This window comes from Amycolatopsis sp. NPDC049252, assembly GCF_043197175.1.
In the GTDB taxonomy this organism is placed as follows: Bacteria; Actinomycetota; Actinomycetes; order Mycobacteriales; family Pseudonocardiaceae; genus Amycolatopsis.
The window spans coordinates 187252-209182 of record NZ_JBICSQ010000006.1; the positions used below are offsets into that span (position 1 = coordinate 187252).

The following is a 21931-nucleotide window of genomic DNA, read 5'->3' on the forward strand; positions in this document are numbered from 1 at the left end:
TCGGGTAGGGATGGTCGGATGGAAGTCCTGAAGAGCAGGCTGCTGATCCGCCCGCGGGACGTCGAGGCGACGACCGCGTTCTACCGCGACACCCTCGGCCTGGCCGTGGAGCGTGAGTTCCCCGGCGGCACCGTGTTCTTCCTCGGCCACGGCTCGGTGGAGGTCTCCGGCCGGGGCGAGGCGGGCGCGTCACCCGATCTGGTGCTCTGGCTGCAGGTACGGGACCTGGCCGGCACGTTGGCCGAGCTCAAGGCAAACGGCCTGACGCCGGTGCGGGACGCCCAGCGCGAGCCCTGGGGCCTCGACGAGGCCTGGATCGCCGATCCGGACGGCACGCGCATCGTGCTGGTCGAGGTCCCGGAGGGCCACCCGATCCGCACGGATACCCGCTAAGCGGGCTTGACGGCGCGCAGCTGCGCGGCGAGCGCGGCGAAACCGGGCGGTTCCCAGGTCCACGTCTGCAGGTCGGCGAAGCCCGCTTCGGCGGCTTCGTTGGCTAGGACGTGCCTGCTCACGGGCAGCCACTTCTCGTGCGCGGAGAGCAGCAGCCGCCCGCCGGGGCGCAGGACGCGGAACAGCTCGGCGAAGCCGGCCGCGCGGTCCTCCCAGAGCATGACGTTGTTCACGGTCAGGACGACGTCCACGGACCCGTCGGGCTCGCCGGTGCGCGCCGCGGATCCCTCCCGCAGCTCGGCCCGGTCGCCGCAGCGCTCGTGGCACAGGGCCAGCATCTCGGGGGAGGGGTCGACGCCGATCGCGCGCCCGGCCAGCAGGGCGGCGGCGTGCAGGCCGACGCCGGGGCCGGGCCCGACGACCAGGACGGTCTCGTCCGGCTCGAGCTTCGCCAGGTCGACGACGCGGTGTTCGGTGGCGGAGTTGCCGCGGGCCATCACCCAGCCGCCGAGGCGGCCGAGCACGCCCGAAGGGTGACCGAAGGCACGGTCGAGGACACGGCCGAAACCGTCCGGATCCGGCTGGGGAGGTGGTGCCGGCTGGTGCGAAGTGCTCATACTTCGAGGGCACCACGGATCACGTGGGCTCGCATCGGGGATGACCCCCACCCGCACCCGGAGCGCCATGGGAGCATAGACGTGGCCATCCCCGACTTTCCGAGGACTCATTCGAGTGACAGCGCTCAACAAGTTCGCCGACACCACCTTCACGCCTCCGGAGCTCATCCGGAACTTCTGCATCATCGCGCACATCGACCACGGCAAGTCCACCCTGGCCGACCGCATGCTGCAGCTCACCGGCGTCGTGGAAGAGCGGGCCATGCGCGCGCAGTACCTCGACCGGATGGACATCGAGCGCGAGCGCGGGATCACGATCAAGGCCCAGAACGTCCGCCTGCCCTGGCAGGTCGACGGCAAGGACCACGTCCTGCACATGATCGACACGCCGGGCCACGTGGACTTCACCTACGAGGTCTCCCGGGCGCTGGAGGCGTGCGAGGGCGCGGTCCTGCTGGTCGACGCGGCGCAGGGGATCGAGGCCCAGACGCTCGCCAACCTGTACCTGGCCCTGGAGAACAACCTCCAGATCATCCCGGTGCTCAACAAGATCGACCTGCCCTCGGCCGACCCCGACAAGTACGCGGGTGAGCTGGCCCACATCATCGGCTGCGAGCCCGACGACGTGCTGCGGGTCTCGGCCAAGACCGGCATGGGTGTCGGCGCGCTGCTCGACGAGGTCGTCAAGATGGTCCCGGCGCCGCAGGGCGACGCGGACGCGCCGGCCCGCGCGATGATCTTCGACTCGGTGTACGACACCTACCGCGGCGTCGTCACCTACATCCGGGTGGTCGACGGCAAGATCACCCCGCGCGAGCGCATCAAGATGATGTCCACCGGTGCCACCCACGAGCTGCTGGAAGTCGGCATCATCTCGCCGGAACCGAAGGCCAGCAAGGGGCTCGGCGTCGGCGAGGTCGGCTACCTGATCACCGGTGTGAAGGACGTCCGCCAGTCCAAGGTCGGCGACACCGTGACGTCCGAACGCAACGGCGCCAAGGACGCGCTGGCGGGGTACCGCGAACCGAAGCCGATGGTCTACTCCGGACTGTATCCGGTGGACGGCTCCGACTACCCCGAGCTGCGCGAGGCGCTCGACAAGCTCCAGCTGAACGACGCCGCGCTCGACTACGAGCCGGAGACGTCGGTGGCGCTGGGCTTCGGCTTCCGCTGCGGTTTCCTCGGCCTGCTGCACCTGGAGATCACGCGCGACCGGCTCGAGCGCGAGTTCGGCCTCGACCTGATCTCCACGGCGCCGAACGTCGTCTACGACGTGGTGCTGGACGACGGCAAGGAAATCCACGTCACCAACCCGTCGGACTGGCCGACCGGCAGCAAGATCGACAAGGTGCTCGAGCCGCTCAGCAAGGTCAGCATCCTGGCGCCGTCGGAGTTCATCGGCACGATCATGGAGCTGTGCCAGAACAAGCGCGGCCAGCTGCTCGGCATGGACTACCTGTCCGAGGACCGGGTCGAGCTGCGGTACAACCTGCCGCTGGGCGAGATCATCTTCGACTTCTTCGACACGCTGAAATCGCGCACGCGCGGGTACGCGTCGCTGGACTACGAAGAGGCCGGCACGCAGGCGGCGGACCTGGTCAAGGTGGACATCCTGCTGCAGGGCGAAGGTGTGGACGCGTTCTCCGCGATCGTGCACAAGGACGACGCCTACGCCTACGGCAACCGGATGGTGAACCGGCTGCGCGAGCTGATTCCCCGGCAGAACTTCGAGGTGCCCATCCAGGCGGCCATCGGCGCCCGGATCATCGCGCGCGAAACGATCCGCGCGATCCGCAAGGACGTTCTGGCGAAGTGCTACGGCGGTGACATCTCGCGCAAGCGCAAGCTGCTGGAAAAGCAGAAGGAAGGCAAGAAGCGGATGAAGACCGTCGGCCGGGTCGAGGTCCCGCAAGAAGCTTTCGTCGCCGCACTGTCCACTGAGGACTCCGGCAAGAACAAGAAGTAAGTGTTCCGCTGACGTGACACCGGCGCCGGCATTCACGCTTCCGTGTGAATGCCGGCGCCGAACCCGTGTTCGACGCCGTTTCTGTCGGTGCCCTCTGGTGTGCTCTGGTGCGAAGAGCGAAAGGAGAGCACCATGACGGTCATGGCTGACATCGAGCATCCCGCCGATTCGGGGCCCCTGACGGTGCAGGACCTCGAGGGGATGCCGGATGACGGGCGAAGACACGAGCTCATCGACGGGGTGCTCGTCGTGAGCCCCGCGCCTGGACAGAGACACCAGAAGATCGCTTATCGGCTCTACGGCGTACTGGAAGCCGCGTGCCCGCCCGAGTTCGACGTTCTCGGAGCTCCGTTCGCGGTGCATCACGGCGACAAGATCGAGCTCCAGCCGGACGTCCTGGTCGGCAGGGACGAAGACTTCACCGAGAAGGATCTTCCGGCGCCGCCAGTGCTGGCGGTCGAGGTGCTGTCGCCGAGTACCGCGATCCACGATCTCAACACCAAGAAAGCGATCTACGAGCGGCTCGGCACGCACAGCTACTGGGTGATCGACCCGGCCGAGCCCGCGCTGACGGTGTTCGAGCTGGACGTGGACGGGAACTACCAGCAGGTGGCCAAGGCCGCGGGTGACGAGGTCTTCGAGGCGCAGCGGCCGTTCCCGGTGCGGATCGTGCCGCGGGAGCTACTGGGCCGGCTCGGCTGAGCCCGGCTGCTCCTGGGCCTGGCGCACCGCGTCGCGCAGCTCCTCGACCACGGCGGTGAACTCGGCCGGCCCGAGCTTGAGCCAGCTGCGCGTGCTCATCCGCTCGCCCTGCGGCGGGTGGTCGTAGCGCACCACCTGGGTCTGGATCCGCTCGCCGGCGGCGGTGACGATCCAGAGCGCGGTGTACGAGGTGTCGGCGCCCCCGTGCTGCGCGGGTGCGGTCGTGACGTCGGCGACCGCGGACCACGGCAGCTCGCGGACGGTCAGGAGCCGCCGGAGGCGAAGTCCGGCCGGACCGGCCTGGATCCCCGAGAGGGCGTTGAGCGCCATCACTACGCCGGCGACGGCGATGAACACGAGGAGGAAGATGGCCTGAGGCAGGTGACCCAGGGAGTAGGACACCCAGGTCAGGGCGAGTCCGATGGCGCCGAGGACGACGGCGTTGCGCTTCGCGAGACGCCGGTGCGCCTCGGGAGGTGAGATGCGCTGCCATTCGCTCATGGCGGAAGTATGCCCGAGCGTCAGCGACGCCGGAGGCGGGGTTCGCCGCGGGTGCCGGCGTGCAGCTTGCGGTGGCGCAGCTCGCGGCGGAGGCGGTCGATCACGGCGTCGAACAGGGCGGGGTCGAGGATCGCGGTCTGCTCGAACTGCCGTCTTCGGGCCGGTGCCGGCTCGAGGAGCTTGCGCGGCGTGAAGCACTGCACCGAGCTCTCGACGCCTTCGCCGGTGACCAGGTCGAGCCAGATCGCGTCGCGCAGGTAGCCGTCGCCGAAGCGGCCCGAGCGCCGGGCGGTGACGTCGGCGATCTCCGCCCACGGCACGAGCCGGGTGCTCATCGTGCCCGCGGGCAGGCGGATGCCTTCGTCGCCCAGGGTGAGGTCGCGCAGCCCCTCGAAACCCCGCTTGAGCAGGCGGGCCCGGGAGGTTCGGTAGACGAGCACCGCGAGGAGCACCGTCGCCGCGTAGGCGCCGGCGATGCCCCAGACGGGCAGGCCGCGCACCAGCCCGAGGGCGAGCGCCGCCCCGAAGCCCGCGTCGATGACGACGAGCAGGCCGATCAGGACCTTCGCCGGGATGGTGAGGCGGGGCGGGGACTCGGACAACGGGACGGCTCCTGGGCTGGACGGGGGTTCAGCGGTTGCCGATTATCCGGTCCGCCGTCACGAACACGGCAACCCGCCGTTCGTCGGCCATCACCCGGTCGTACTCGGCCCAGTCGTCGTGGGTGCCGGTGGCGGCGATGAAGACGTCGCGGAGCAGCTTCGGCAGCCCGGCGGCGTCGAAGGCCGGGTCCGGGTCGTCCGGGCCGATGAGGTGGGTGGTGCCGGTGACGGAGTGCCAGTTCCAGCCGCGCCGGAAGGTCACCGTGGCGTGCCCGGCCCGGCGCAGCAGGGCGAGCTTGTGCGCCTTGCCCATGGCGACGAAGGCGACGCCGGGCGCACCGGTCACCGGGTCCGCGAACACCCCGGCGTTGACCACGGAGGAATGGACGGTGCCGTCGGCGCGCGTCGTGGAGACGGTGGCGAGGCCGTTTTCCTGCAAGGACAGCGTGCGAACCTGCTCGAGATCAACGCTCATGCCCCAAGCTAACCCGGTAGTCGCGCCCGGTGTTCCGGTTTCACCGGGTGGAGTGCGGCCTTGACTGTCCGCAGTGGCCGGGGAAACCTCGGTCCATGCGGCTCGGCATCGCGCACCACTTCGGGTGGGCAGTGGCAGTGACGGCGACGGCCGACCACCGGGTGGCGGATCGCCGCCGGATCGAGCTGGTCGAGCCCGGGATGGCGGCGGCACCGATCCACCACGACGGCAAGCACCTCGACGACGACGCCGCGGCGGACCTGGTGGCGAAGGTGCGCGCATCGGCGGTCCGGGCGGCGTCGGCCGAACTGGACCGGCTCGCGGCCGAGCTGCCCGAACCGATCGTGTCGATGTCGCTGAGGGCGTGGCCACCGGATTTCCCGGCCGACCTCGCCACCCAGCGCCGGGTGCCGTACGAGGCCCGCGCCGACTCGGTGATGTACCGCCAGGTCCTGGCCGAACTGGCCGAAGCCCGAGGCTGGGCGGTCCACCTGTACGAGGCCAAGGACGTGGAACGCCAGTCCGCGGCCATCCTCGGCCCGCGCGCCGACGAGGTCCTGCACGCCCCCCGCGCGGCGCTCGGCCCACCGTGGACCAAGGACCACCGGATCGCCCTGGCGGCGACGGTCATGGCCGGCTGAAGCGCGCCCTCAACCGGTCGCCCAGCACCGCCGGATCACCGTGCGGCGCAGCCGGGAAGGGCGGGGGACCTCGCGCTCGGGCCGGCTCAGCAGGGGCCGTTGTCGGTCCACACTCCCCGCTGGCCGGTCGTTCCCGGCTCCTCGCCCTGGGTCCACCACTGGGCCGTCCACTTGTGGCCGTTGTGGGACACCACGTTGCCGCCCGTGTACACCTGCGACGCGCTCCACGCCGGGTCCGTGCACGTCCCCGGGTTGGTCGTGCCGCCCGTGTCCCACGCGACCTGCGACGAGCGGTAGAAGGTGATCGACTGGGCCACCCAGCGCGGTGCCTGGGCGCCCAGGCGGGTGCGGAACGCCGTCCAGTCGTGCGTCGACCACGGGGACCAGCCCAGCTCCGCGTGCGCCGCCAACCTCGGGAACGCCAGGTAGTCGATGTCCGCCGGGGTGACCACCGTTTCCGTCCACAGCGGGGATTCCACGCCGCGGACCGCGGACTCGCCCACGCCCGACAGGTAGGCGCCCGGGTTCCAGTTGTACGCGTCCTGGACCTCGACGTAACCCGCCCACGACAGGCCGATCGGCGTTGAACTGGTGTACTTCATGTCCAGGTACGCCTTGTTCGCCGGCGACAGGATCACCTTGCTGCCACGGGAAACCGCCGCCGACACGCCCGCGTCCGACGTGGTGGTTCCCCAGAACTGCGGGGTAGCCGACGCGGGCAAGGAAGCTTTCGCGATGTCGTGCCAGCCGATCGCCGTCTTGCCCGTGGCCGCCACCAGGGGGAGGACCTTGTTCACGAACGCCAGGTAGTCCGCCGCCGACGTCGAGGACGCCTCGTCGCCGCCGATGTGCAGGTACGGGCCCGGGGTCAGGGCCGCCAGCTCGCGCAGGACGTCCGCGATGAACGTGTACGTGACGTCCTTCGAGATGCACAGCGAGCTGTAGCCGACCGCTGTGTCCGTCCGCAGGGCCGGCGCCACCCCGTTGCAGTTCAGCTCCGCGTACGACGCCTGCGCCGCGTTCACGTGCCCCGGCATGTCGATCTCCGGGATGACCGTGATGTGCCGCGAGAGCGCGTAGTTCACGATGTCCGTGTACTGCGCCTTGGTGTAGTAGCCGCCCGCGCCGCCGCCGACCTGGGTGCTGCCGCCGTACGTCGCCAGCCGCGGCCAGCTGTCGATCTGGATGCGCCAGCCCTGGTCGTCGGCCAGGTGCAGGTGCAGGTTGTTGATCTTGTACTGGGCCAGCTGGTCGATGTACCGCTTCACCGTCGACACGGGGTGGAAGTGCCGGGCGACGTCGAGCATCGCACCGCGGTAGCCGAACCGTGGGTAGTCCACGATCGTCGCGCCCGGGACGCTCCACGGTCCTGGCTGCGCCGTCGCGCTCTCGATGCTGCCGGGCAGCATCTGCCGCAACGTCTGGACGCCGGCGAAGAGCCCGTCCGCTGTCTGGGCCCGCACGGTGACCGACGACGCCGTCGACACCAGCTGGTACCCCTGGGCGCCGACGCTGGAAGGCGCGCCGCTGAGCAGCAGGGCGATGCTGTCCGCGGGTACGGACGCCGGGGCGTCGGACACCGGCAGCGCGTAGCCGGTCGACCGGCGCAGGACACCGCCCAGGTAGTCGCCGACGTCCTTGGCCGGCGCCGAGCCGGCCTCGGTGACGATCTTCGTCGTCGCGACCAGCGGGAAGGTGACCCCGGCCGCCGGGGTCACCGACACCGGCACCGGCACGATCGACTGCAGGGCGGGGGTGGCCGCCGTGGCGACCGGGGTGAGCTGGGCGGCCGTCGTACTGGCCCCGACCAGGGCCACTACGGCGAGAGCGCGGCCGAGGCGCCGCGCGCGGGATGTCTTCACCGGGTCCTCCTGGTAGGAAGGGCGCCACCTCACCGTCGCGCCTGCCCGGATCGTCGCATTTCTGCCGACGATGGTCTAGACCAAAGCGGGTGGTTAAGCTCGCGCCGTGCCGCGGGACTTCGAGCCGGGATCGCCGTTCGCGCTGCTTTCCGGCGGCGAGACGGCCGTCTGGTACGCGTACATGAAGGTGCACCTCCGCCTGGAGTACGAGCTGAACCGGCAGCTGCGGGAGGACAGCGGCATCTCCCTCGCCGACTACCACGTTCTGGTCGCCCTGACGAGCGAGCCCGGCGGCCGGATGCGGGTCACCGACCTCGCGATCCGCATCGGCTGGGAGCGTAGCCGGCTTTCGCACCACCTGAAGCGGATGCGCGAGCGCGACCTGGTGGAGACCGGCGCCAACCCCGAGGACCGCCGGGCCGTCGACGTGGTGCTTTCCGAGGCCGGCTGGGAGACGCTGCGCCAGGCCACGCCGGACCACGTCGAGTTCGTGCGCAAGGCTTTCCTGGACGCGCTCGAACCCGGTGAGATGGCGCGGCTGGCGACCTCGCTCGAGCGGGTCTTCGACGCGCTCGTCGAGCGCGGCAGCCTGCCCCGGCCGGCGGACCACCCCTGATCCCGATTGCGTGATGTTTCACGTAATGTGGTGCTCGGTCCGTTCGGGAAAAGGGGTGCGCGATGGCGACGGTGGCCGAGCTGATGGAAGCCAACCTGCTGCAGGTGTTCAACGAACGTGACGACGAGCGGCGCGCCAAGGCGATCGCCGCGACCTATGCGGCCGACGTCACGTTCGCCGACCCCGAAGGGGTGGCGACCGGGCACGGCGAACTGGACGCCAAGGCCAAGGGCCTGCTGGACCGGTCGCCGGGGTTCGTGTTCTCCGCGGCCGGTCCGGTGCTGGTCAACCACGACCTGGGGCACCTGGCGTGGGCTTTCGGCCCGGCGGGCGCGCCGCCGGTGGCACGGGGGATCGATGTCGCCCTCGTCGAGGACGGGCGCATCAAGAAGCTCTACACCATGCTGCTGCCGAACTGAGACGTGACTGGGCGATTAGGCTCGGAGGCATGTTCGACGAGCTGACGTTCCCGGTGATCGCCGCGCCGATGGCCGGTGGCCCGACCACTCCCGACCTGGTCGCCGCGGTGACCGAGGCCGGCGGCTTCGGCTTCCTCGCGGCCGGGATGCTCACGCCCGCGGCCCTGGCCGCGCAGATCGACCGGACCGCCGAGCTGACCACCGGTGCCTTCGGCGTCAACGTCTTCGTCCCGCAGCCGGACACCGGCGCCGACCTCACGGCCTACGCCGAGCGCCTGCTCGCCGTCGCCCGCGAGTACGACGTCGAGCTCGGCGAAGCGAAGTGGGACGACGACGCGTACCCCGCGAAGCTGGACGTCGTGCTCGAGAAGCGCGTTCCCGTGGTGTCGTTCACCTTCGGGCCCCCTTCGCCGTCGGACGTCGTGCGGCTGCACGAGGCCGGCAGCAAGGTGCTCGTCACCGTCACCACGCCCGAAGCCGGCGTGCGTGCGGCCGATCTCGGCGCCGACGCGCTCGTCCTGCAGGGGTTCGAAGCCGGCGGGCACCGGTCGCTGTTCACCGACGACGCCGCTCGGCCCGGCGGCGGCGCGGAGTACGGCGCCCTCGCGCTGCTGCGCCTGGTCGCCGCCCGCGTGGACGTGCCGCTGATCGCAGCCGGCGGTCTGGTGCACGGCGCGGACGTCGCGGCCGTGCTCGCCGCCGGTGCGGCCGCCGCCCAGCTGGGCACGGTCTTCCTGCGCGCGGACGAGGCGGGCACCTCCGAGGCGCACCGCAAGGCCCTGGTCCTCGCCGACCGCGAGACGGCGTTCACCCGTGCCTTCAGCGGACGCCCGGCGCGCGGGCTGGTCAACCGGTTCATGGACGAGCTGTCCGACGGCGCGCCCGCCGCGTACCCGCAGATCAACCGGATGGCCGGGCCGGTGCGCAAGGCGTCGGCGAAAGCCGGTGACCCGGAAGCGATCTCGCTCTGGGCCGGCCAGACCTATCCGCTCGCGTACGACGCCTCGGCTGCCGTGATCATCGAACGGCTGAAGGTCGAGGCGCGCGAAGCCGTCGCACGCCTCGACCGGATCCGCTAGTCCCGCGGCGCGGAATCGGTGCGGTTCATCAGGGAGTGCCGCTTGCCGTAGGCGAAGTAGATGATCATGCCGATGACGAACCAGACCGCGAACCGGATCCAGGTCGCCGGCTGCAGGAATGTGATCAGCCAGATCGAGAACACGACGCCGATCGCGGGGACCACCGGCATGCCCGGCGTCTTGAACGTGCGCTTGAGGTCCGGCCGCTTGTAGTGCAGCACGATCACCGCGACGCAGACCACGACGAACGCGAGCAGGATGCCGATGTTCGTCAGCTCGGCGGCCTCGCCGATCGGCAGCACCCCGGCGATGATCGCGGACGCGCCGCCGAGGATCCACGTCATCCGGCTCGGCACCTGGCTCTTCGGGTGGGTCTTGCCGAACCACGGCGGGAGCAGGCCGTCGCGGCTCATCGAGTAGCCGACGCGGGTGGCGCCCATCAGGAACGTGAACAGCACCGTCAGGATGCCGATGATCGCGCCGATCGCGATCACGGTGGCCAGCCCGTCGAGGCCGACCGACTTGAAGGCCGTCGAGAAGCCGCTCTTCGGGTCGATCTCGGTGTACTTCTGCATGCCGGTCAGCACCAGGCAGGCCAGCACGTACAGCACCATCGAGATGGCCAGCGAGTAGATGATCGCCTTCGGCATGTGCCGCTGCGCGTCCTTCGACTCCTCGGCCGCGGTGGACATCGCGTCGTAGCCGAACACCGCGAAGAACACCGTCGCGGCGCCGGTGACCGCGCCGCCGAAGCCGGCCGGGGCGAACGGCGTGTAGTTGCCGGTCTTGACGTAGAAGAAGCCCACCAGGATGACGACCAGCACGATCAGGACCTTGATCCCGACCATCACCGTCTCGAACCGGGCGGCGCTGCGGATGCCGCGGTTGAGCAGGTACGCGATCAGCAGGCACAGCAGCGCGGCGAACAGGTCGACCTTGTGGCCGGGCCCGGTGCCGGGCGCGCCCAGCATCCACGCCGGCAGGTCGAGCCCGAGCTGGCCGAGCAGGAAGCTGAAGTAGCCGGAGATGCCGATCGCCACCACCGACACGATCGCGGTGTACTCCAGCAGCAGGTCCCAGCCGATGAACCAGCCGACGACCTCGCCGAGCACGGCGTAGCCGTAGGTGTAGGCCGAACCGGCCTTCGGGATCAGGCCGGCGAACTCGGCGTAGGAGAACGCGGCCGCGGCGCTGGCGACGCCGGCGATGAGGAACGAGATCAGCACGGCCGGGCCGACACCGGGGATGCCCGCCGAGTCGTCGCCGTGCGCGACGCTGCCGGCGAGGGCGAAGATCCCCGCGCCGATGATGCCGCCGATGCCGATGGCGGTCAGCTGCCACAGGCCCAGAGTGCGTTTCAGGCCGGCGGCTTCGGAGGTGTCGGGGATCTGGTCGATCGGCTTGCGCCGGAAGATGCCGGAGCTGCTGCCCAGGCCTCCTGGAGCGGACATTCTCGTCTCCCGAACGTCGGTGAACGGCCCGGATCACGGACCCAACGGGGGAACCTACCGCCAACGCCGCCGGGCTACAGCGCGAGCGCTCAGCCGGCCGCGGTGTCCTCGGCCACGCCGTCGGCGGCGCTCGCCGCGGCGCGCTTCGCCTGCGTGGTCCGGACCGCGCTCGCCGCGAAGTACGTGAGCAGCTCGGCGATCTCCTCGGGGTCGTCCAGCTGCGGGCAGTGCCCCCAGTCCTCGCGGACCAGCAGCCTGCTGTGCGGCACCAGCGTGTGCAGCTGCCGCCCCGACGCCGCGGTGACGAGCTTGTCCTTGCCGCACGCGACGACCAGCAGCGGCACCTTCACCGAGTCGAGCCGGTAGGCGTCGGCCAGTTCGGCGACGAGCTGCCGCGCCTGCTCGAGCCGGCTCTTGGTGGCGCGGTAGTCGGGGAAGAGCGCGGTGAAGCGCTGCACCTGGGTCGCGTCGGCCGACGCCGCGTTGGCGTAGAGGAACCGCGGGACGAGCTGCTCGGCGACCTTGCGCACCAGGAAACCCGGCACCGGGACCGGCAGCGACGAGTACAGCCGCAGCGGCAGCGGGTAGCGCGCCATCGTGCGGATCAGCCACGAGTCGACGAAACCCGGCGCGGCGATCGAGACGACGCCGGAGATCGGCAGCCGGGCGTTCTGCGCGGCGCGCAGGCTCATGGTGCCGCCCAGGGAATTCCCGGCCAGCACGACCGAGCCGAGCACGGCCTGCTCGCGGACGACGGCGGTGGTGAACGCGTCGAGCTGCGGCAGCATCGGGCCGGGGCGCAGCGGCTGGGCGTCCCCGAACCCGGGGAGGTCGACGGCGATCGCCGGGACGCCGGCGGCCGCGAGCTGCTCCAGGGCGGGGCGCCAGGTGTCGGCGCTGTCGCAGTAACCGTGCAGCAGCACCAGTCTCGGCGCGGACGGCCGCACGTGCGGTGCGGCGGCCCGGCGGCGCAGCGAGCGCCGCGAGGCGGACTGCTCCGGGGCCGGGACGGGCTCACCGACCTCGAGGACGCGGGTGCGGACTCCGGCGTAGCGCCGGAAGGAGACCCGGACGGGGTCCGAGTCGCTGCTGGGCCGGCCGCCCGGTACAGCCGGAGCGGGCCGCTTCGTCGCGGTCATGACTACAGATTAGCTGGCCACAGTGGAGTTCTGGTGGACCTTTGGTGCTAACGACCAGATCTCGATAAGAGTCCGTTGACAATTCACGAACTAGCCGGTACAAGCGGTGACCTGGGCGGGTTCCGGGCGTATCCGCCCAGGTCACAGCGCTCAGCGGGTGAAGACGATCTTCCCGGCGGTGTCCCCGTCGAGCATCGCCTGGAAGCCCTTGGCCGCCTCGGCGAACGGAAGTTCCGCGCCGATCTGCGGTCGTACGCCGGTCAGGTCGAGGTACGCGAGCAGATCGGCGAGCTCGTCACGGGTGCCCATGGTCGATCCGGAGACCCGCAGCTGCAGGAAGAAGACGCGCTGCAGCTCCGCGTTCGCGTCCGGGCCGCTGGTCGAGCCGGAGACCACGATGATCCCGCCCGGCTTGAGCGACTTCACCGAGTGCGACCAGGTCGCCTTCCCGACGGTCTCGAACACCGCGTCGACCCGCTCGGGCAGCCGCGCGCCCGACTCGAACGCCTGGTGCGCGCCGAGGCTCGTGGCCAGCGCGCGCTTCTCCTCGCTGCGGCCGGTGACCCAGACCCGGAACCCGGCCGCACGGCCGAGCTGCACCAGCGCCGTCGCGACGCCGCCGGAGGCGCCCTGCACGAGCATCGTCTGCCCCGGCCGCAGGCCGGACTTCACGAACAGCATCCGGTAGGCGGTCAGCCAGGCCGTGCCCATCGTGGCCGCCTCGGCGAAGCTCAGCCCGGCGGGCTTGGGGACGACGTTGCGGGCCGGCACGACGACCTGGTCGGCGAAGGTGCCCTGGTGCTTCTCGGTGAGCAGCGTGCGCTTCGGGTCGAGGGTGTCGTCACCCTGCCAGCCCGGCGCGTTGATCACCGAGTGGACGACGACCTCGGAGCCGTCGTCGAGGGTGCCGGCGCCGTCGCAGCCGAGGATCATCGGGAACTGGTCGGGCTTGATCCCGACCCCCCGCAGCGTCCAGAGGTCGTGCATGTTGAGGCTGGCGGCCTTGACGTGCACGCGGACCCAGCCGTCCGGCACGTCGGGTTCGGGGCGCTCGCCGACGACGAGCGAGTCCAAGGGGCTGTCGGCATTGGGTTCCTGCGCGTACACGGCGAACATGTCCCGGAACCTACAGGCCCTGAGGCGCGGGGGCAGCAGAGCGCGCGTAGGCTCACACCGTGTTCAACGGGCTTGCCGACTGGTGGGACGGGGTCGAGCTGTGGCTCGCCCAGGCGTGGTTCCCGGTCCAGTTCGTGCTGGTGATGGTGGTCGTCGTGCCACTGTGCCTGGCCGCCGCCTGGGCCCTCGACAAGCTCGTCGGGCTCTTCGCCAAGCGGCTCACTCCGGGGCGTGACGACGACCGGTCCGACGGGTCGGCATAGGGTCGCGAACCATGTTCAACCGAAGGCGGATCACCGCCGCGCTGATCGGGCTCCTCGTGCTGGTGCTGGGGGGCTGGCTGGTCAAGGACAACCTCGGCGGCTCCTCGAACTCCTCGACGGCTCCCACCACGAGCGCCGGGTCCGCAGCGCCCGCCAAGGGCGGCTCGGCCCTGCCGGGCACGGACTCCGGCCTGCCGGTCAAGGGACTGTCCACGCTGCCGCCGCAGGCGGCCGACACGTGGAAGCTGATCAAGGCGGGCGGCCCGTTCCCCTACCCCCGCAACGACGACGTCGTGTTCGAGAACCGGGAGAAGCGCTTGCCCGGCAAGCAATCCGGCTACTACCACGAGTACACCGTGAAGACGCCGGGCAGCGCCGACCGCGGCGCGCGACGGCTGATCTCCGGCCAGGCGCACGAGCTGTTCTACACCGGCGACCACTACGCGTCGTTCGTCGTCGTGGACCCCGCCCGATGACCGCCGGAGAACAGGCGAAGGACGCCGCCGAAGAGGCCTTCGCGCGCGGCGCGTACCCGCACCTGGTGAATTCGCAGCCGACCGTGGACAAGGCGAGCACGCTGAGCGCGTTCGCCGACGCACTGTCCTTTCCGGACTACTTCGGCCACAACCTCGACGCGCTCTACGACTGCCTGACCGACCTGTCGTGGCTGCCGCCGGGAGAGCACGTGCTGATCTGGCCGGGCTCGGAGGCGCTGCGCAAGGCCGAACCCAAGACCTATCTGGCGATCCGCAGCGTGCTGTCGGACGCGCAGCGCGCACTCGGGCCGAGCCCCGGCTCGTGGCGGCTCACGGTCGTGCTGCCGGACGCCTGAGCGGCGCCCCGGCCCGTGCGCCCCAATGTGGCGTTCGGTGCGTCCAATGCACCGAACGCCACATTGGGTGCGTTGGACGCAACCAACGCCACATTGGGGCGCTTCAGTCCTGCGGCACCCAGTTCGGCTTGCGCTTCTGGGCGAAGGCCAGGATGCCCTCCTGGCCTTCCTCGCTGGCGAAGAACTTCGCGGACAGGCCGAGCATGTCGTCGAAGCCGTCCGACGGTGTTGCCGGGCGGGGACGGCTCAGCAGGGCCTTCGTGGCGGCCAGCGCGTTCGGGCCGCCCTGGGCCAGCGCCTTGACGAACCGGGCGACCTCGCCGTCCAGTTCCTCGGCCGGGACGGTGGAGTTGAGCAGGCCGATCTCGACCGCGCGGCGCGCGTCGAACGTGTCGCCGGTGAGGAACAGCTCGTGTGCGGCGCGCGCGTTGAGGCGCGGCAGCACGGTCAGCGAGATGACCGCCGGGACGACGCCGATGCGCACCTCGGAGAAGGCGAACGTCGCCTCCGGCACCGCCACCGCGATGTCGCACGCGGCGACCATGCCGATGCCGCCGGCCCGCGCGGGCCCGGCCAGCCGCGCGACGACCGGTTTCGGGCTGCTCCACAGCTGCTCGAGGATCTTCGGGAACTCGTTGACGCCCTGGTCGCCCGCACCGGCGCCGCGGGCCTCCTTCAGGTCCATCCCCGCGCAGAACACCGGCCCGGTGTGGGTCAGCACGACCACGCGCACGGCGTCGTCCACCGCGGCCTTCACCAGGGATTCCGACAGTTCGCGGCGCAGCTGCGCCGAGAGCGCGTTGCGGTTGTGCGGGGAGTCCAAGGTGATCGTGGCGGTGCCGCCCACCACGTCGTAGTGCACCAGTTCGTCAGCCATGACCGACACCTTTACACACCCGGGGCCGCACGGCCGCTGTGATGCCGGGCACTTGCACGAAAATACGTGCACGAAAACTCGTGCAAGGCTACGGTGGCGGTATGCCCGAACCGCGGACCGCCGATCTCAAGGCGTTGAAGGCCCTCGCGAACCCGCTGCGCCAGCGGATCCTCGAACTGCTCACGGCCGGCGGCCCGGCGACGTCCACGACGCTCGCCCAGCAGCTCGGCGTCACCAGCGGCGGCACCAGCTACAACCTGCGCGTGCTGGCGGACAACGGCTTCGTGGCGGAGATCCCGGAGCGGGCACACGGCCGGGAGCGCTGGTGGCGCGCGGTCGAGCACGACGTCCGCCTGCCGCCGCCCGGCGACCAGGACGACCCGGCGAAGGCCGCGATCGGCGAGCTGCACCGGCTCTGGCTCGCCGGGGACACCGAGCTGTACGACCGGTTCGAGCGGGAACGGCCGGAGCTGGGCGAATGGGCCGACGCCGTGCCGTACTCGCGCGGCGCCATCCGCGTCAACCTCGAGGAGCTCGCCGACTTCTTCGAGGCCTACCTCGCGCTCCTGCGGCGCTACCAGCGCCCGGACGGCGAAACCCCGCCGGACGCGCGCCGGGTCGAGACGCGGCTGCTCGCGTTCCCCGCGCCGGCCGAGGAGGAGGCCGGCCTGGACTGACGAGGAAAGGCCCTGGGTGCCGAGCGGCCACTCGGCACCCAGGAAACGGAAAACCGCTCACGATCTCCCGAAGCAAGGAGAACACCTCATGCTGCCCTGGGGCAAATCGCGGCTCGCCGCCGCGGTCCTCGTGCTGGGCGCGGTCACGCCGGGAACGGCGTCCGCCCAGCCACCGAACGACCTCACCTTCACCGGCGCCGGCGGGATCCCGTTGCACGGCACGGTGTTCCGCCCGGCCGGGCCGCCGAAGTCCGCGATCGTCCTGCAGGGCGGTTCGGACTGGCAGGTGCGCGACGACCTGCGCGTGCAGGCCGAGATGTTCACCGGTCTCGGCATCACCACCCTGGTCTACGACCGCCGCACGACCGGGTATTCGAAGACCAACCGCGACTACGGCGTGCTCGCCGACGACCTCGTCGCGGCCGTCGGCGCGCTGCGCGCCCAGCCGGGGGTCGACCCGGCGGACGTCGGCGTCTGGGGCGTCAGCGAAGGCGGCTGGGTCGCGCCCCTGGCCGCCACGCGTTCGCCGGCCGTCTCCTACGTGATCACCGAGGGCTCGGCCGGGATGGGCGGCGGCCGTCAGACGTCGTGGTACTGGGGCAACGTGCTGCGCCACCAAGGGATCTCGGGTTCGCTGCTGCGGACGTTGCCGGTGCAGGGCACCCGCTTCGCCGTCGGCGCCGGGCTGTTCCCCGAGGCGTACTACGACCCGGTGCCGGTGCTCGAACGGCTCAAGCAGCCGATGCTGGCGCTGTGGGGCGACCTCGACATCAGCCACGCGCCGGTGGAGAGCTCGCGGATCTTCGCCGACGCTCTGCGCGCGAACCCGGACCACACCATCCGGTTCGTCCCCGGCGGCGGTCCCGATCTCTACGCGACCACCGACGCCGGGTTCGACCGGCTGCCGCGCGTCGTGCCCGGCTACCCCGCGGCCGTCACGGCGTGGCTGGCCGACCGGCACGGCGTGCACGTCGAGACGCCGTCGTTCACCCAGCGGCCGACCGAGCCGCTCGTACCCCTGGCGTGGTGGGAATCGGTGTGGGCCCAGGGAATCGTGCTGCTGGTGCTGCTCGCCGGGTTCGTGGCCGCGCTGGTCCGGCGGGCCCGCTGGCTGGGCGGGCTGGGCCTGGTGACCGTCGCCGGGTTCCTCGGCCTGCTCGGCTGGGCGCAGGCGTCGGGGATGAAGGACTTCGGGCCGGTGCTGCTCGGCCGTCCGCTGCCGTGGCTGGCCCTGCAGGCCCTGGCCGTCGCGACGGTGGTGGTGTTCGGCTTCACGGTGGCGAAACCGGCCGGCCGCCGGGTGCTCCCGGTGGCCGCCGGTGTCGCCTTCCTGCCGTGGGCCCTCTACTGGGGACTGCTGCTGCCCTGACTCAGGCCGGGCAGAGCCAGCCCGGGTCGCCTTCGCGGGCTTCGACGACGGCCGCGTCCGGGGCGGGGAAGTGCTGCTTCAGCGTGAACACCTCGGGCGTCGGCCCGTGGGCGCGCAGGTGCCGGATCTTCTCCTCGGCGTCGGCGGGTGTCGGCCGGTAGCCGGCCGGCACCCACCACAGTGCGGTCATCACGTCCTTGACGTGGTGGAACCACTCGCGTCGCCGCTTCATGATCGCCAGGTGCCCGGGGGAGTAGACGAAGGCCGCCAGCGTGTCCACCGACGTCCAGACGGACATGTTGATGAGGATCCCGGACGTGCCGCGGACGTCCCATTCGAAGGCGTGGATCGAGGTCGCGTCGCCGTCCTCGGTCTGCAGGCGCCACACGAAACCCGGCGCGGCGTCGGCGAGGGCGTTGACGGGTTCGAGCCCGTCGACGAAGTCCTTGAAGGACGGGTCGTCGAGCGGTGTCTTCATCCGGCTGATGTTCACTTCTGCGAGTTCGTACCCCATGCGGCCACCCTACGGACGGTTCGCCGTCCGCGGGGTGGCCGTTTCACGCGGTGGTCAGCCGATGGTCGTCGTCGTGAAGACCGGGCTGGGGTTGGGGAAGCAGGAGGTGGGCGCGGTGAGGTCGCCGATGATGGTGCCCGCCACCGCCTTGAAGGTCAGGCCGGGGTCGCTGTAGCCGGTGCCGGACAGCTTCGTCTCGATGGTGCCGGACGCGCCCGCGGTCAGGTGCGCGGTGATGGTCGGCAGCTCGAAGGTGGCGCCGCCGGCGATCGGGCCGGGGAAGCTCAGGGTCGCGACGCCGTTCGCGACGGCGATCGTCGGAGCGGTGGCGCCGAGGCCGGAGCCGCCGGCCAGGTCGGCGCTGACGAAGGTCGAGTTCGCGGGGATCGGGAACTTCAGCGCGAAGGTGTTGATGTTCTTCACGGTGTTCCCGCTGACCTCACCGGGCACCTCGTTCGGCGCCGGGTCGATGACGACGTCGAAGGCGCCGCCGGGCGCGACGGTCGCGGGCGCGGTGACGTCGGCGTCCTGGTTCAGCGACACCTGCTGCGGCCCGATGATCGGGGCGTCGGCCTGGCAGTCGAAGGCGATGGTGGTGGTGGCCGCTTGGGCCGGGACGGCGAGGGCCAGCGGAAGAACCGCGGCCGCGGTCAGAGCAGCCAGCCGGGAAAAGTGAAGCGCTTTCATCTGTATCCACCTACCTGCGGTTTTGGAGGGGAGTAAAGAGAGCTGCGCAGCGCTTAGATAGTTACCGGCAAGTTAAGTAGACCGTCAAGGATTTACCGTTCCCAGGCACCGTGGGTAACGGAAATGTGAATAAGACTCGCCTTTTGGCGGTGGTGATCTTCGCGCATGATCGTTCCGGACCACCGAGAGTGGTCTAGACGTGGGCTCCGGCGCGCAGCAGCTCGGTGACCGCGGTGGCGTAGCGGCCGATCACGGCGTCCGCGACGCGCGGGTCGTCCGCCAGCGGTGCCGCGATGAACGCGCCGGGGTCCGCCTCGCGGGCCAGCCGGGCGATCCGGTCCGGCAGCAGCCCCGGCGCCAGGAACCACGACGCCACGACCAGGTGTTTCACCCCGCGCTCCCACAGCTGCGCGGCGGCCGCGGGGATGTCGGGCTGCGCCGCCGAAGCGAACGCCTCGGTCACCGGGAGCCCGAGCCGCGACTCCCAGCGCGCGGCCAGGCCGGCCACGGCGGCGTTCGCCGACGCGTTGGACGAACCCACCGCGCTCAGCAGCACACCCGTGCCGCGCCGGCGCGGGGCCGACGAAAGCCGGTCCAGGGCGACCGCTTCCAACGCCGCCGGGTCCGCGCCGAGCACGTCCGACACCTGGACGCGGAAACCGGGGCATTCGGCGGTCACCGAGGACACCAGCGCCGGGAGGTCTACGCGGGCGTGGAACGCGGTACCCAGCAGCAGCGGCACCACGACCGCCGTCCGGTGCCCGGCCGCGTACAGCTCCCGCAGGACATCCGTGACCCGGGGCGTCGAGAGGTCCAAAAAGGACTCGTGCACCGAAAGACCCGGCGCCCGGTCACGCACGACGTCGACGAGCGCCCGCACGGTCGCGGCCGAGCGGGGGTCGCGGCTGCCGTGCGCGACGGCGACCAGGGGAGGCGTCACGAGAACCGCTCACCCACCAGCCCGGCGGCCAGGGTGTCGCCGTCCTTCGGGTCGATCACCAGGAACGCGCCGGTGCGCGGGCTGACGCCGTAGTCGTCGACGCTCAGCTCCTCGGCCAGCGTCAAGGTGACCAGCCCGATGTCGTTCAGCTCCAGCGAACCCGGCGCGGCGACGCTGGCCAGCTTCTGCTCGTCGAACCGTGCGTGCAGCTCGCCGACCAGCGCCTGCACCGTGCGCGCGCCGTGCTTGACCAGCACCCGCGCGCCCGGCTTGAGCGGCTTCGACGAGAGCCAGCACAGCGTGCCGGTGATCTCGTCGGTCACCTCCGGCGGCGAGTCCGCGGCCGCGATCAGGTCGCCGCGGGAGATGTCGATGTCGTCGGCCAGCAAGAGCGTCACCGACGTCCCGGAACCCGCCTCTTCGAGCGGGCCGTCGGCGGTGTCGATCCGCTCGACGCGGCTGCGGATCCCTTGCGGCAGCACGACGATCTCGTCACCCGGGCGCACGGTGCCCGCGGCGATCTGGCCCGCGTAACCGCGGTAGTCCGGGTACTCGGGCGTGCGCGGCCGGATGACGTACTGCACCGGGAACCGCAGCGCCGAGTCGTGCGGGTCCGGCGCGACCGGCACGTCTTCCAGGTGCTCCAGCAGGCTCGGCCCGGAGTACCACGGCGTCCGGTCGGAGCGCGTCGCGACGTTGTCGCCCTCCAGCGCCGACACCGGGATCGCGAGCACCGAACCGCGCGCGTAGCCCAGCGTCTCGGCGTGGGTGGCGAACTCCTTCGCGATCACGGTGAACGTCGCCTCGTCGTAGCCGACGAGGTCGATCTTGTTCACCGCCAGCACCAGCTGCGGCACGCCGAGCAGCGCCAGCACGGCCGCGTGCCGTCGCGTCTGCTCGATGACGCCCTTGCGCGCGTCGACCAGCAGCACGGCCAGCTGCGCGGTCGACGCACCGGTCACCGTGTTGCGCGTGTACTGCACGTGCCCCGGCGTGTCGGCCAGCACGAACGACCGCTTGGGCGTCGCGAAGTAGCGGTAGGCGACGTCGATGGTGATGCCCTGCTCGCGTTCCGAGCGCAGGCCGTCGACGAGCAGGGACAGGTCCGGTGTGGACAGTCCCTTGTCGACGGACGCGCGCGTGACGGCGTCCAGCTGGTCGGCCAGCACGGACTTCGTGTCGTAGAGCAGGCGCCCGACGAGCGTGGACTTGCCGTCGTCGACGCTGCCCGCCGTCGCGAGCCGCAGTAGGCTGGACATCAGAAGTACCCCTCACGCTTGCGGTCTTCCATGGCCGCCTCGGACATCCGGTCGTCGGCGCGGGTCGCGCCGCGCTCGGTGAGCCGCGAGGCGGACACCTCGGCGATGACCTCTTCGACGGTGCTCGCGGTGGACTCGATCGCGCCGGTGCACGAGCCGTCGCCGACAGTCCGGTAGCGCACGGTCCGTTCGCGGACGTCTTCACCCGGCCGCGGTCCGCCCCACGGGCCTTCGGCCAGCCACATGCCGTCGCGCAGGTACACCTCGCGCCGGTGCGCGTAGTAGATCGACGGCAGCTCGACCTTCTCGCGGGCGATGTAGTTCCAGACGTCCGCCTCGGTCCAGTTGGACAGCGGGAAGACACGGACCTGCTCGCCCGGGCGGTGCCGTCCGTTGTAGAGGTTCCACAGCTCGGGACGCTGGCGACGCGGCTCCCACTGGCCGAAGGCGTTGCGGAGGCTGAAGATCCGCTCCTTGGCCCGGGCGCGCTCCTCGTCACGGCGGCCGCCGCCGAACACGGCGTCGAACCTGTTCTCCGAGATCGTGTCGAGCAACGGCGTGGTCTGCAACGGGTTCCGCATGCCGTCGGCGCGTTCCTCCAGGCGTCCGTCGTCGATCCAGTCCTGGACCTTCGCGACGACCAGGCGCAGCCCGTGCTGCTCGACGACGCGGTCGCGGAACTCGATGACCTCGTCGAAGTTGTGCCCGGTGTCGACGTGCAGCAGCGGGAACGGCACCGGCGCCGGCCAGAACGCCTTGATCGCCAGGTGCAGCAGCAGCGTCGAGTCCTTGCCGCCAGAGAAGAGGATCACCGGGCGGTCGAACTCGCCGGCCACCTCCCGGAAGATGTGGATGGCTTCGGATTCGAGCGCGGCCAGGTTGTCCTGTGCCGCGTCGGCCGCTGGTTCCAGTGTCGTCATGCGTCCCTCGGTGT

26 protein-coding genes are annotated in these 21931 nt (G+C 71.0%); 12 read left to right on the plus strand and 14 right to left on the minus strand.

What is annotated here, in order from left to right; genetic code table 11:
* Positions 1–18 precede the first annotated feature (18 nt).
* Positions 19–393 carry a VOC family protein gene (locus ACGFMK_RS11915; RefSeq protein ID WP_392760950.1) on the plus strand — a complete coding sequence of 125 codons (375 nt, stop codon included), beginning with the start codon at positions 19–21 and terminating at the stop codon, positions 391–393.
* Here the strand turns inward: ACGFMK_RS11915 and ACGFMK_RS11920 are convergent.
* Positions 390–1010: a class I SAM-dependent methyltransferase gene (locus tag ACGFMK_RS11920; protein ID WP_392760953.1), complete on the minus strand. Its 621-nt coding sequence runs from the start codon at positions 1008–1010 to the stop codon at positions 390–392. The two genes, ACGFMK_RS11915 and ACGFMK_RS11920, sit on opposite strands and share 4 nt — an antisense overlap.
* 115 nt (positions 1011–1125) lie before the next feature.
* Between ACGFMK_RS11920 and lepA the strand changes: the two genes are divergently transcribed.
* Positions 1126–2976 (plus strand): translation elongation factor 4, encoded by a 1851-nt coding sequence (lepA, locus tag ACGFMK_RS11925; RefSeq protein WP_392760956.1) that lies wholly within the window; start codon positions 1126–1128, stop codon positions 2974–2976.
* 132 nt (positions 2977–3108) lie between these two features.
* On the plus strand, positions 3109–3678 hold the full coding sequence (locus ACGFMK_RS11930; RefSeq protein WP_392761083.1) for a Uma2 family endonuclease: 570 nt from the start codon (positions 3109–3111) through the stop codon (positions 3676–3678).
* Here the strand turns inward: ACGFMK_RS11930 and ACGFMK_RS11935 are convergent.
* Genes ACGFMK_RS11935 through ACGFMK_RS11945 form a run of 3 tightly spaced genes read right to left on the minus strand, consistent with a single transcriptional unit; the run spans position 3658 to position 5256 of the window.
* Positions 3658–4179 carry a PH domain-containing protein gene (locus ACGFMK_RS11935; protein ID WP_392760959.1) on the minus strand — a complete coding sequence of 174 codons (522 nt, stop codon included), beginning with the start codon at positions 4177–4179 and terminating at the stop codon, positions 3658–3660. The two genes, ACGFMK_RS11930 and ACGFMK_RS11935, sit on opposite strands and share 21 nt — an antisense overlap.
* Positions 4180–4199: 20 nt before the next feature.
* On the minus strand, positions 4200–4781 hold the full coding sequence (locus ACGFMK_RS11940) for a hypothetical protein (protein WP_392760961.1): 582 nt from the start codon (positions 4779–4781) through the stop codon (positions 4200–4202).
* Positions 4782–4809: 28 nt separating this feature from the next.
* Positions 4810–5256, minus strand: coding sequence for a pyridoxamine 5'-phosphate oxidase family protein (locus ACGFMK_RS11945; RefSeq protein WP_392760964.1), 447 nt, complete (start codon positions 5254–5256; stop codon positions 4810–4812).
* Positions 5257–5351: 95 nt separating this feature from the next.
* Between ACGFMK_RS11945 and ACGFMK_RS11950 the strand changes: the two genes are divergently transcribed.
* Positions 5352–5897 (plus strand): hypothetical protein, encoded by a 546-nt coding sequence (locus tag ACGFMK_RS11950; protein ID WP_392760967.1) that lies wholly within the window; start codon positions 5352–5354, stop codon positions 5895–5897.
* 86 nt (positions 5898–5983) lie between these two features.
* Here the strand turns inward: ACGFMK_RS11950 and ACGFMK_RS11955 are convergent, their stop codons facing one another.
* Positions 5984–7759 carry a family 20 glycosylhydrolase gene (locus ACGFMK_RS11955; protein WP_392760969.1) on the minus strand — a complete coding sequence of 592 codons (1776 nt, stop codon included), beginning with the start codon at positions 7757–7759 and terminating at the stop codon, positions 5984–5986.
* A gap of 106 nt (positions 7760–7865) precedes the next feature.
* Here ACGFMK_RS11955 and ACGFMK_RS11960 point away from each other — a divergent pair, with 106 nt between their 5' ends.
* The 3 genes from ACGFMK_RS11960 to ACGFMK_RS11970 all read left to right on the plus strand — a co-directional run bounded on the left by ACGFMK_RS11960 (position 7866) and on the right by ACGFMK_RS11970 (position 9873).
* Positions 7866–8375 carry a MarR family winged helix-turn-helix transcriptional regulator gene (locus ACGFMK_RS11960; RefSeq protein WP_392760972.1) on the plus strand — a complete coding sequence of 170 codons (510 nt, stop codon included), beginning with the start codon at positions 7866–7868 and terminating at the stop codon, positions 8373–8375.
* 62 nt (positions 8376–8437) lie between these two features.
* Complete coding sequence (locus tag ACGFMK_RS11965) at positions 8438–8794, plus strand: nuclear transport factor 2 family protein (RefSeq protein WP_392760975.1); 357 nt, start codon at positions 8438–8440, stop codon at positions 8792–8794.
* Between the two features lie 29 nt (positions 8795–8823).
* Positions 8824–9873, plus strand: a complete 1050-nt coding sequence (locus ACGFMK_RS11970; RefSeq protein ID WP_392760978.1) for an NAD(P)H-dependent flavin oxidoreductase — start codon at positions 8824–8826, stop codon at positions 9871–9873.
* Here ACGFMK_RS11970 and ACGFMK_RS11975 read toward each other — a convergent pair.
* The 3 genes from ACGFMK_RS11975 to ACGFMK_RS11985 all read right to left on the minus strand — a co-directional run bounded on the left by ACGFMK_RS11975 (position 9870) and on the right by ACGFMK_RS11985 (position 13579).
* Positions 9870–11324 (minus strand): amino acid permease, encoded by a 1455-nt coding sequence (locus tag ACGFMK_RS11975; RefSeq protein WP_392760980.1) that lies wholly within the window; start codon positions 11322–11324, stop codon positions 9870–9872. The genes ACGFMK_RS11970 and ACGFMK_RS11975 overlap by 4 nt on opposite strands.
* An 89-nt stretch (positions 11325–11413) precedes the next feature.
* Complete coding sequence (locus tag ACGFMK_RS11980; protein WP_392760983.1) at positions 11414–12463, minus strand: alpha/beta fold hydrolase; 1050 nt, start codon at positions 12461–12463, stop codon at positions 11414–11416.
* Between the two features lie 150 nt (positions 12464–12613).
* The gene (locus tag ACGFMK_RS11985) at positions 12614–13579 is read right to left on the minus strand and encodes a zinc-binding alcohol dehydrogenase family protein (RefSeq protein ID WP_392760985.1); all 966 of its coding nucleotides are present in this window, start codon (positions 13577–13579) and stop codon (positions 12614–12616) included.
* 59 nt (positions 13580–13638) lie between these two features.
* On the opposite strand from ACGFMK_RS11985, the gene ACGFMK_RS11990 reads away from it, so the two are divergent.
* Genes ACGFMK_RS11990 through ACGFMK_RS12000 form a run of 3 tightly spaced genes read left to right on the plus strand, consistent with a single transcriptional unit; the run spans position 13639 to position 14674 of the window.
* On the plus strand, positions 13639–13842 hold the full coding sequence (locus ACGFMK_RS11990; RefSeq protein ID WP_392760988.1) for a hypothetical protein: 204 nt from the start codon (positions 13639–13641) through the stop codon (positions 13840–13842).
* 11 nt (positions 13843–13853) lie between these two features.
* Positions 13854–14318 carry a ribonuclease domain-containing protein gene (locus tag ACGFMK_RS11995; RefSeq protein ID WP_392760991.1) on the plus strand — a complete coding sequence of 155 codons (465 nt, stop codon included), beginning with the start codon at positions 13854–13856 and terminating at the stop codon, positions 14316–14318.
* Positions 14315–14674, plus strand: a complete 360-nt coding sequence (locus ACGFMK_RS12000) for a barstar family protein (RefSeq protein WP_392760994.1) — start codon at positions 14315–14317, stop codon at positions 14672–14674. The genes ACGFMK_RS11995 and ACGFMK_RS12000 overlap by 4 nt, the downstream gene beginning before the upstream one ends.
* Positions 14675–14777: 103 nt before the next feature.
* On the opposite strand, the gene ACGFMK_RS12005 is transcribed toward ACGFMK_RS12000, so the two are convergent.
* Positions 14778–15551, minus strand: a complete 774-nt coding sequence (locus tag ACGFMK_RS12005; protein ID WP_392760997.1) for an enoyl-CoA hydratase family protein — start codon at positions 15549–15551, stop codon at positions 14778–14780.
* Between the two features lie 101 nt (positions 15552–15652).
* On the opposite strand from ACGFMK_RS12005, the gene ACGFMK_RS12010 reads away from it, so the two are divergent.
* Positions 15653–16228: an ArsR/SmtB family transcription factor gene (locus ACGFMK_RS12010; protein ID WP_392761000.1), complete on the plus strand. Its 576-nt coding sequence runs from the start codon at positions 15653–15655 to the stop codon at positions 16226–16228.
* A gap of 88 nt (positions 16229–16316) precedes the next feature.
* Positions 16317–17597 carry an alpha/beta hydrolase family protein gene (locus ACGFMK_RS12015; RefSeq protein WP_392761002.1) on the plus strand — a complete coding sequence of 427 codons (1281 nt, stop codon included), beginning with the start codon at positions 16317–16319 and terminating at the stop codon, positions 17595–17597.
* Between the two features lies 1 nt (position 17598).
* On the opposite strand, the gene ACGFMK_RS12020 is transcribed toward ACGFMK_RS12015, so the two are convergent.
* From ACGFMK_RS12020 to cysD, 5 genes are all read right to left on the minus strand, one after another.
* A complete protein-coding gene (locus ACGFMK_RS12020) occupies positions 17599–18111 on the minus strand; it encodes a DUF3291 domain-containing protein (protein WP_392761003.1) in 513 nt (170 codons plus the stop codon).
* 54 nt (positions 18112–18165) lie between these two features.
* The gene (locus tag ACGFMK_RS12025; protein ID WP_392761006.1) at positions 18166–18798 is read right to left on the minus strand and encodes a cyclase; all 633 of its coding nucleotides are present in this window, start codon (positions 18796–18798) and stop codon (positions 18166–18168) included.
* Between the two features lie 193 nt (positions 18799–18991).
* Positions 18992–19738 carry a sirohydrochlorin chelatase gene (locus ACGFMK_RS12030; protein WP_392761008.1) on the minus strand — a complete coding sequence of 249 codons (747 nt, stop codon included), beginning with the start codon at positions 19736–19738 and terminating at the stop codon, positions 18992–18994.
* A complete protein-coding gene (locus ACGFMK_RS12035; RefSeq protein WP_392761011.1) occupies positions 19735–20997 on the minus strand; it encodes a sulfate adenylyltransferase subunit 1 in 1263 nt (420 codons plus the stop codon). The genes ACGFMK_RS12030 and ACGFMK_RS12035 overlap by 4 nt, the downstream gene beginning before the upstream one ends.
* Positions 20997–21917 (minus strand): sulfate adenylyltransferase subunit CysD, encoded by a 921-nt coding sequence (gene cysD, locus ACGFMK_RS12040; protein ID WP_392761014.1) that lies wholly within the window; start codon positions 21915–21917, stop codon positions 20997–20999. Before cysD ends, ACGFMK_RS12035 begins: the two co-directional genes overlap by 1 nt.
* Between the last annotated feature and the right edge of the window lie 14 nt (positions 21918–21931).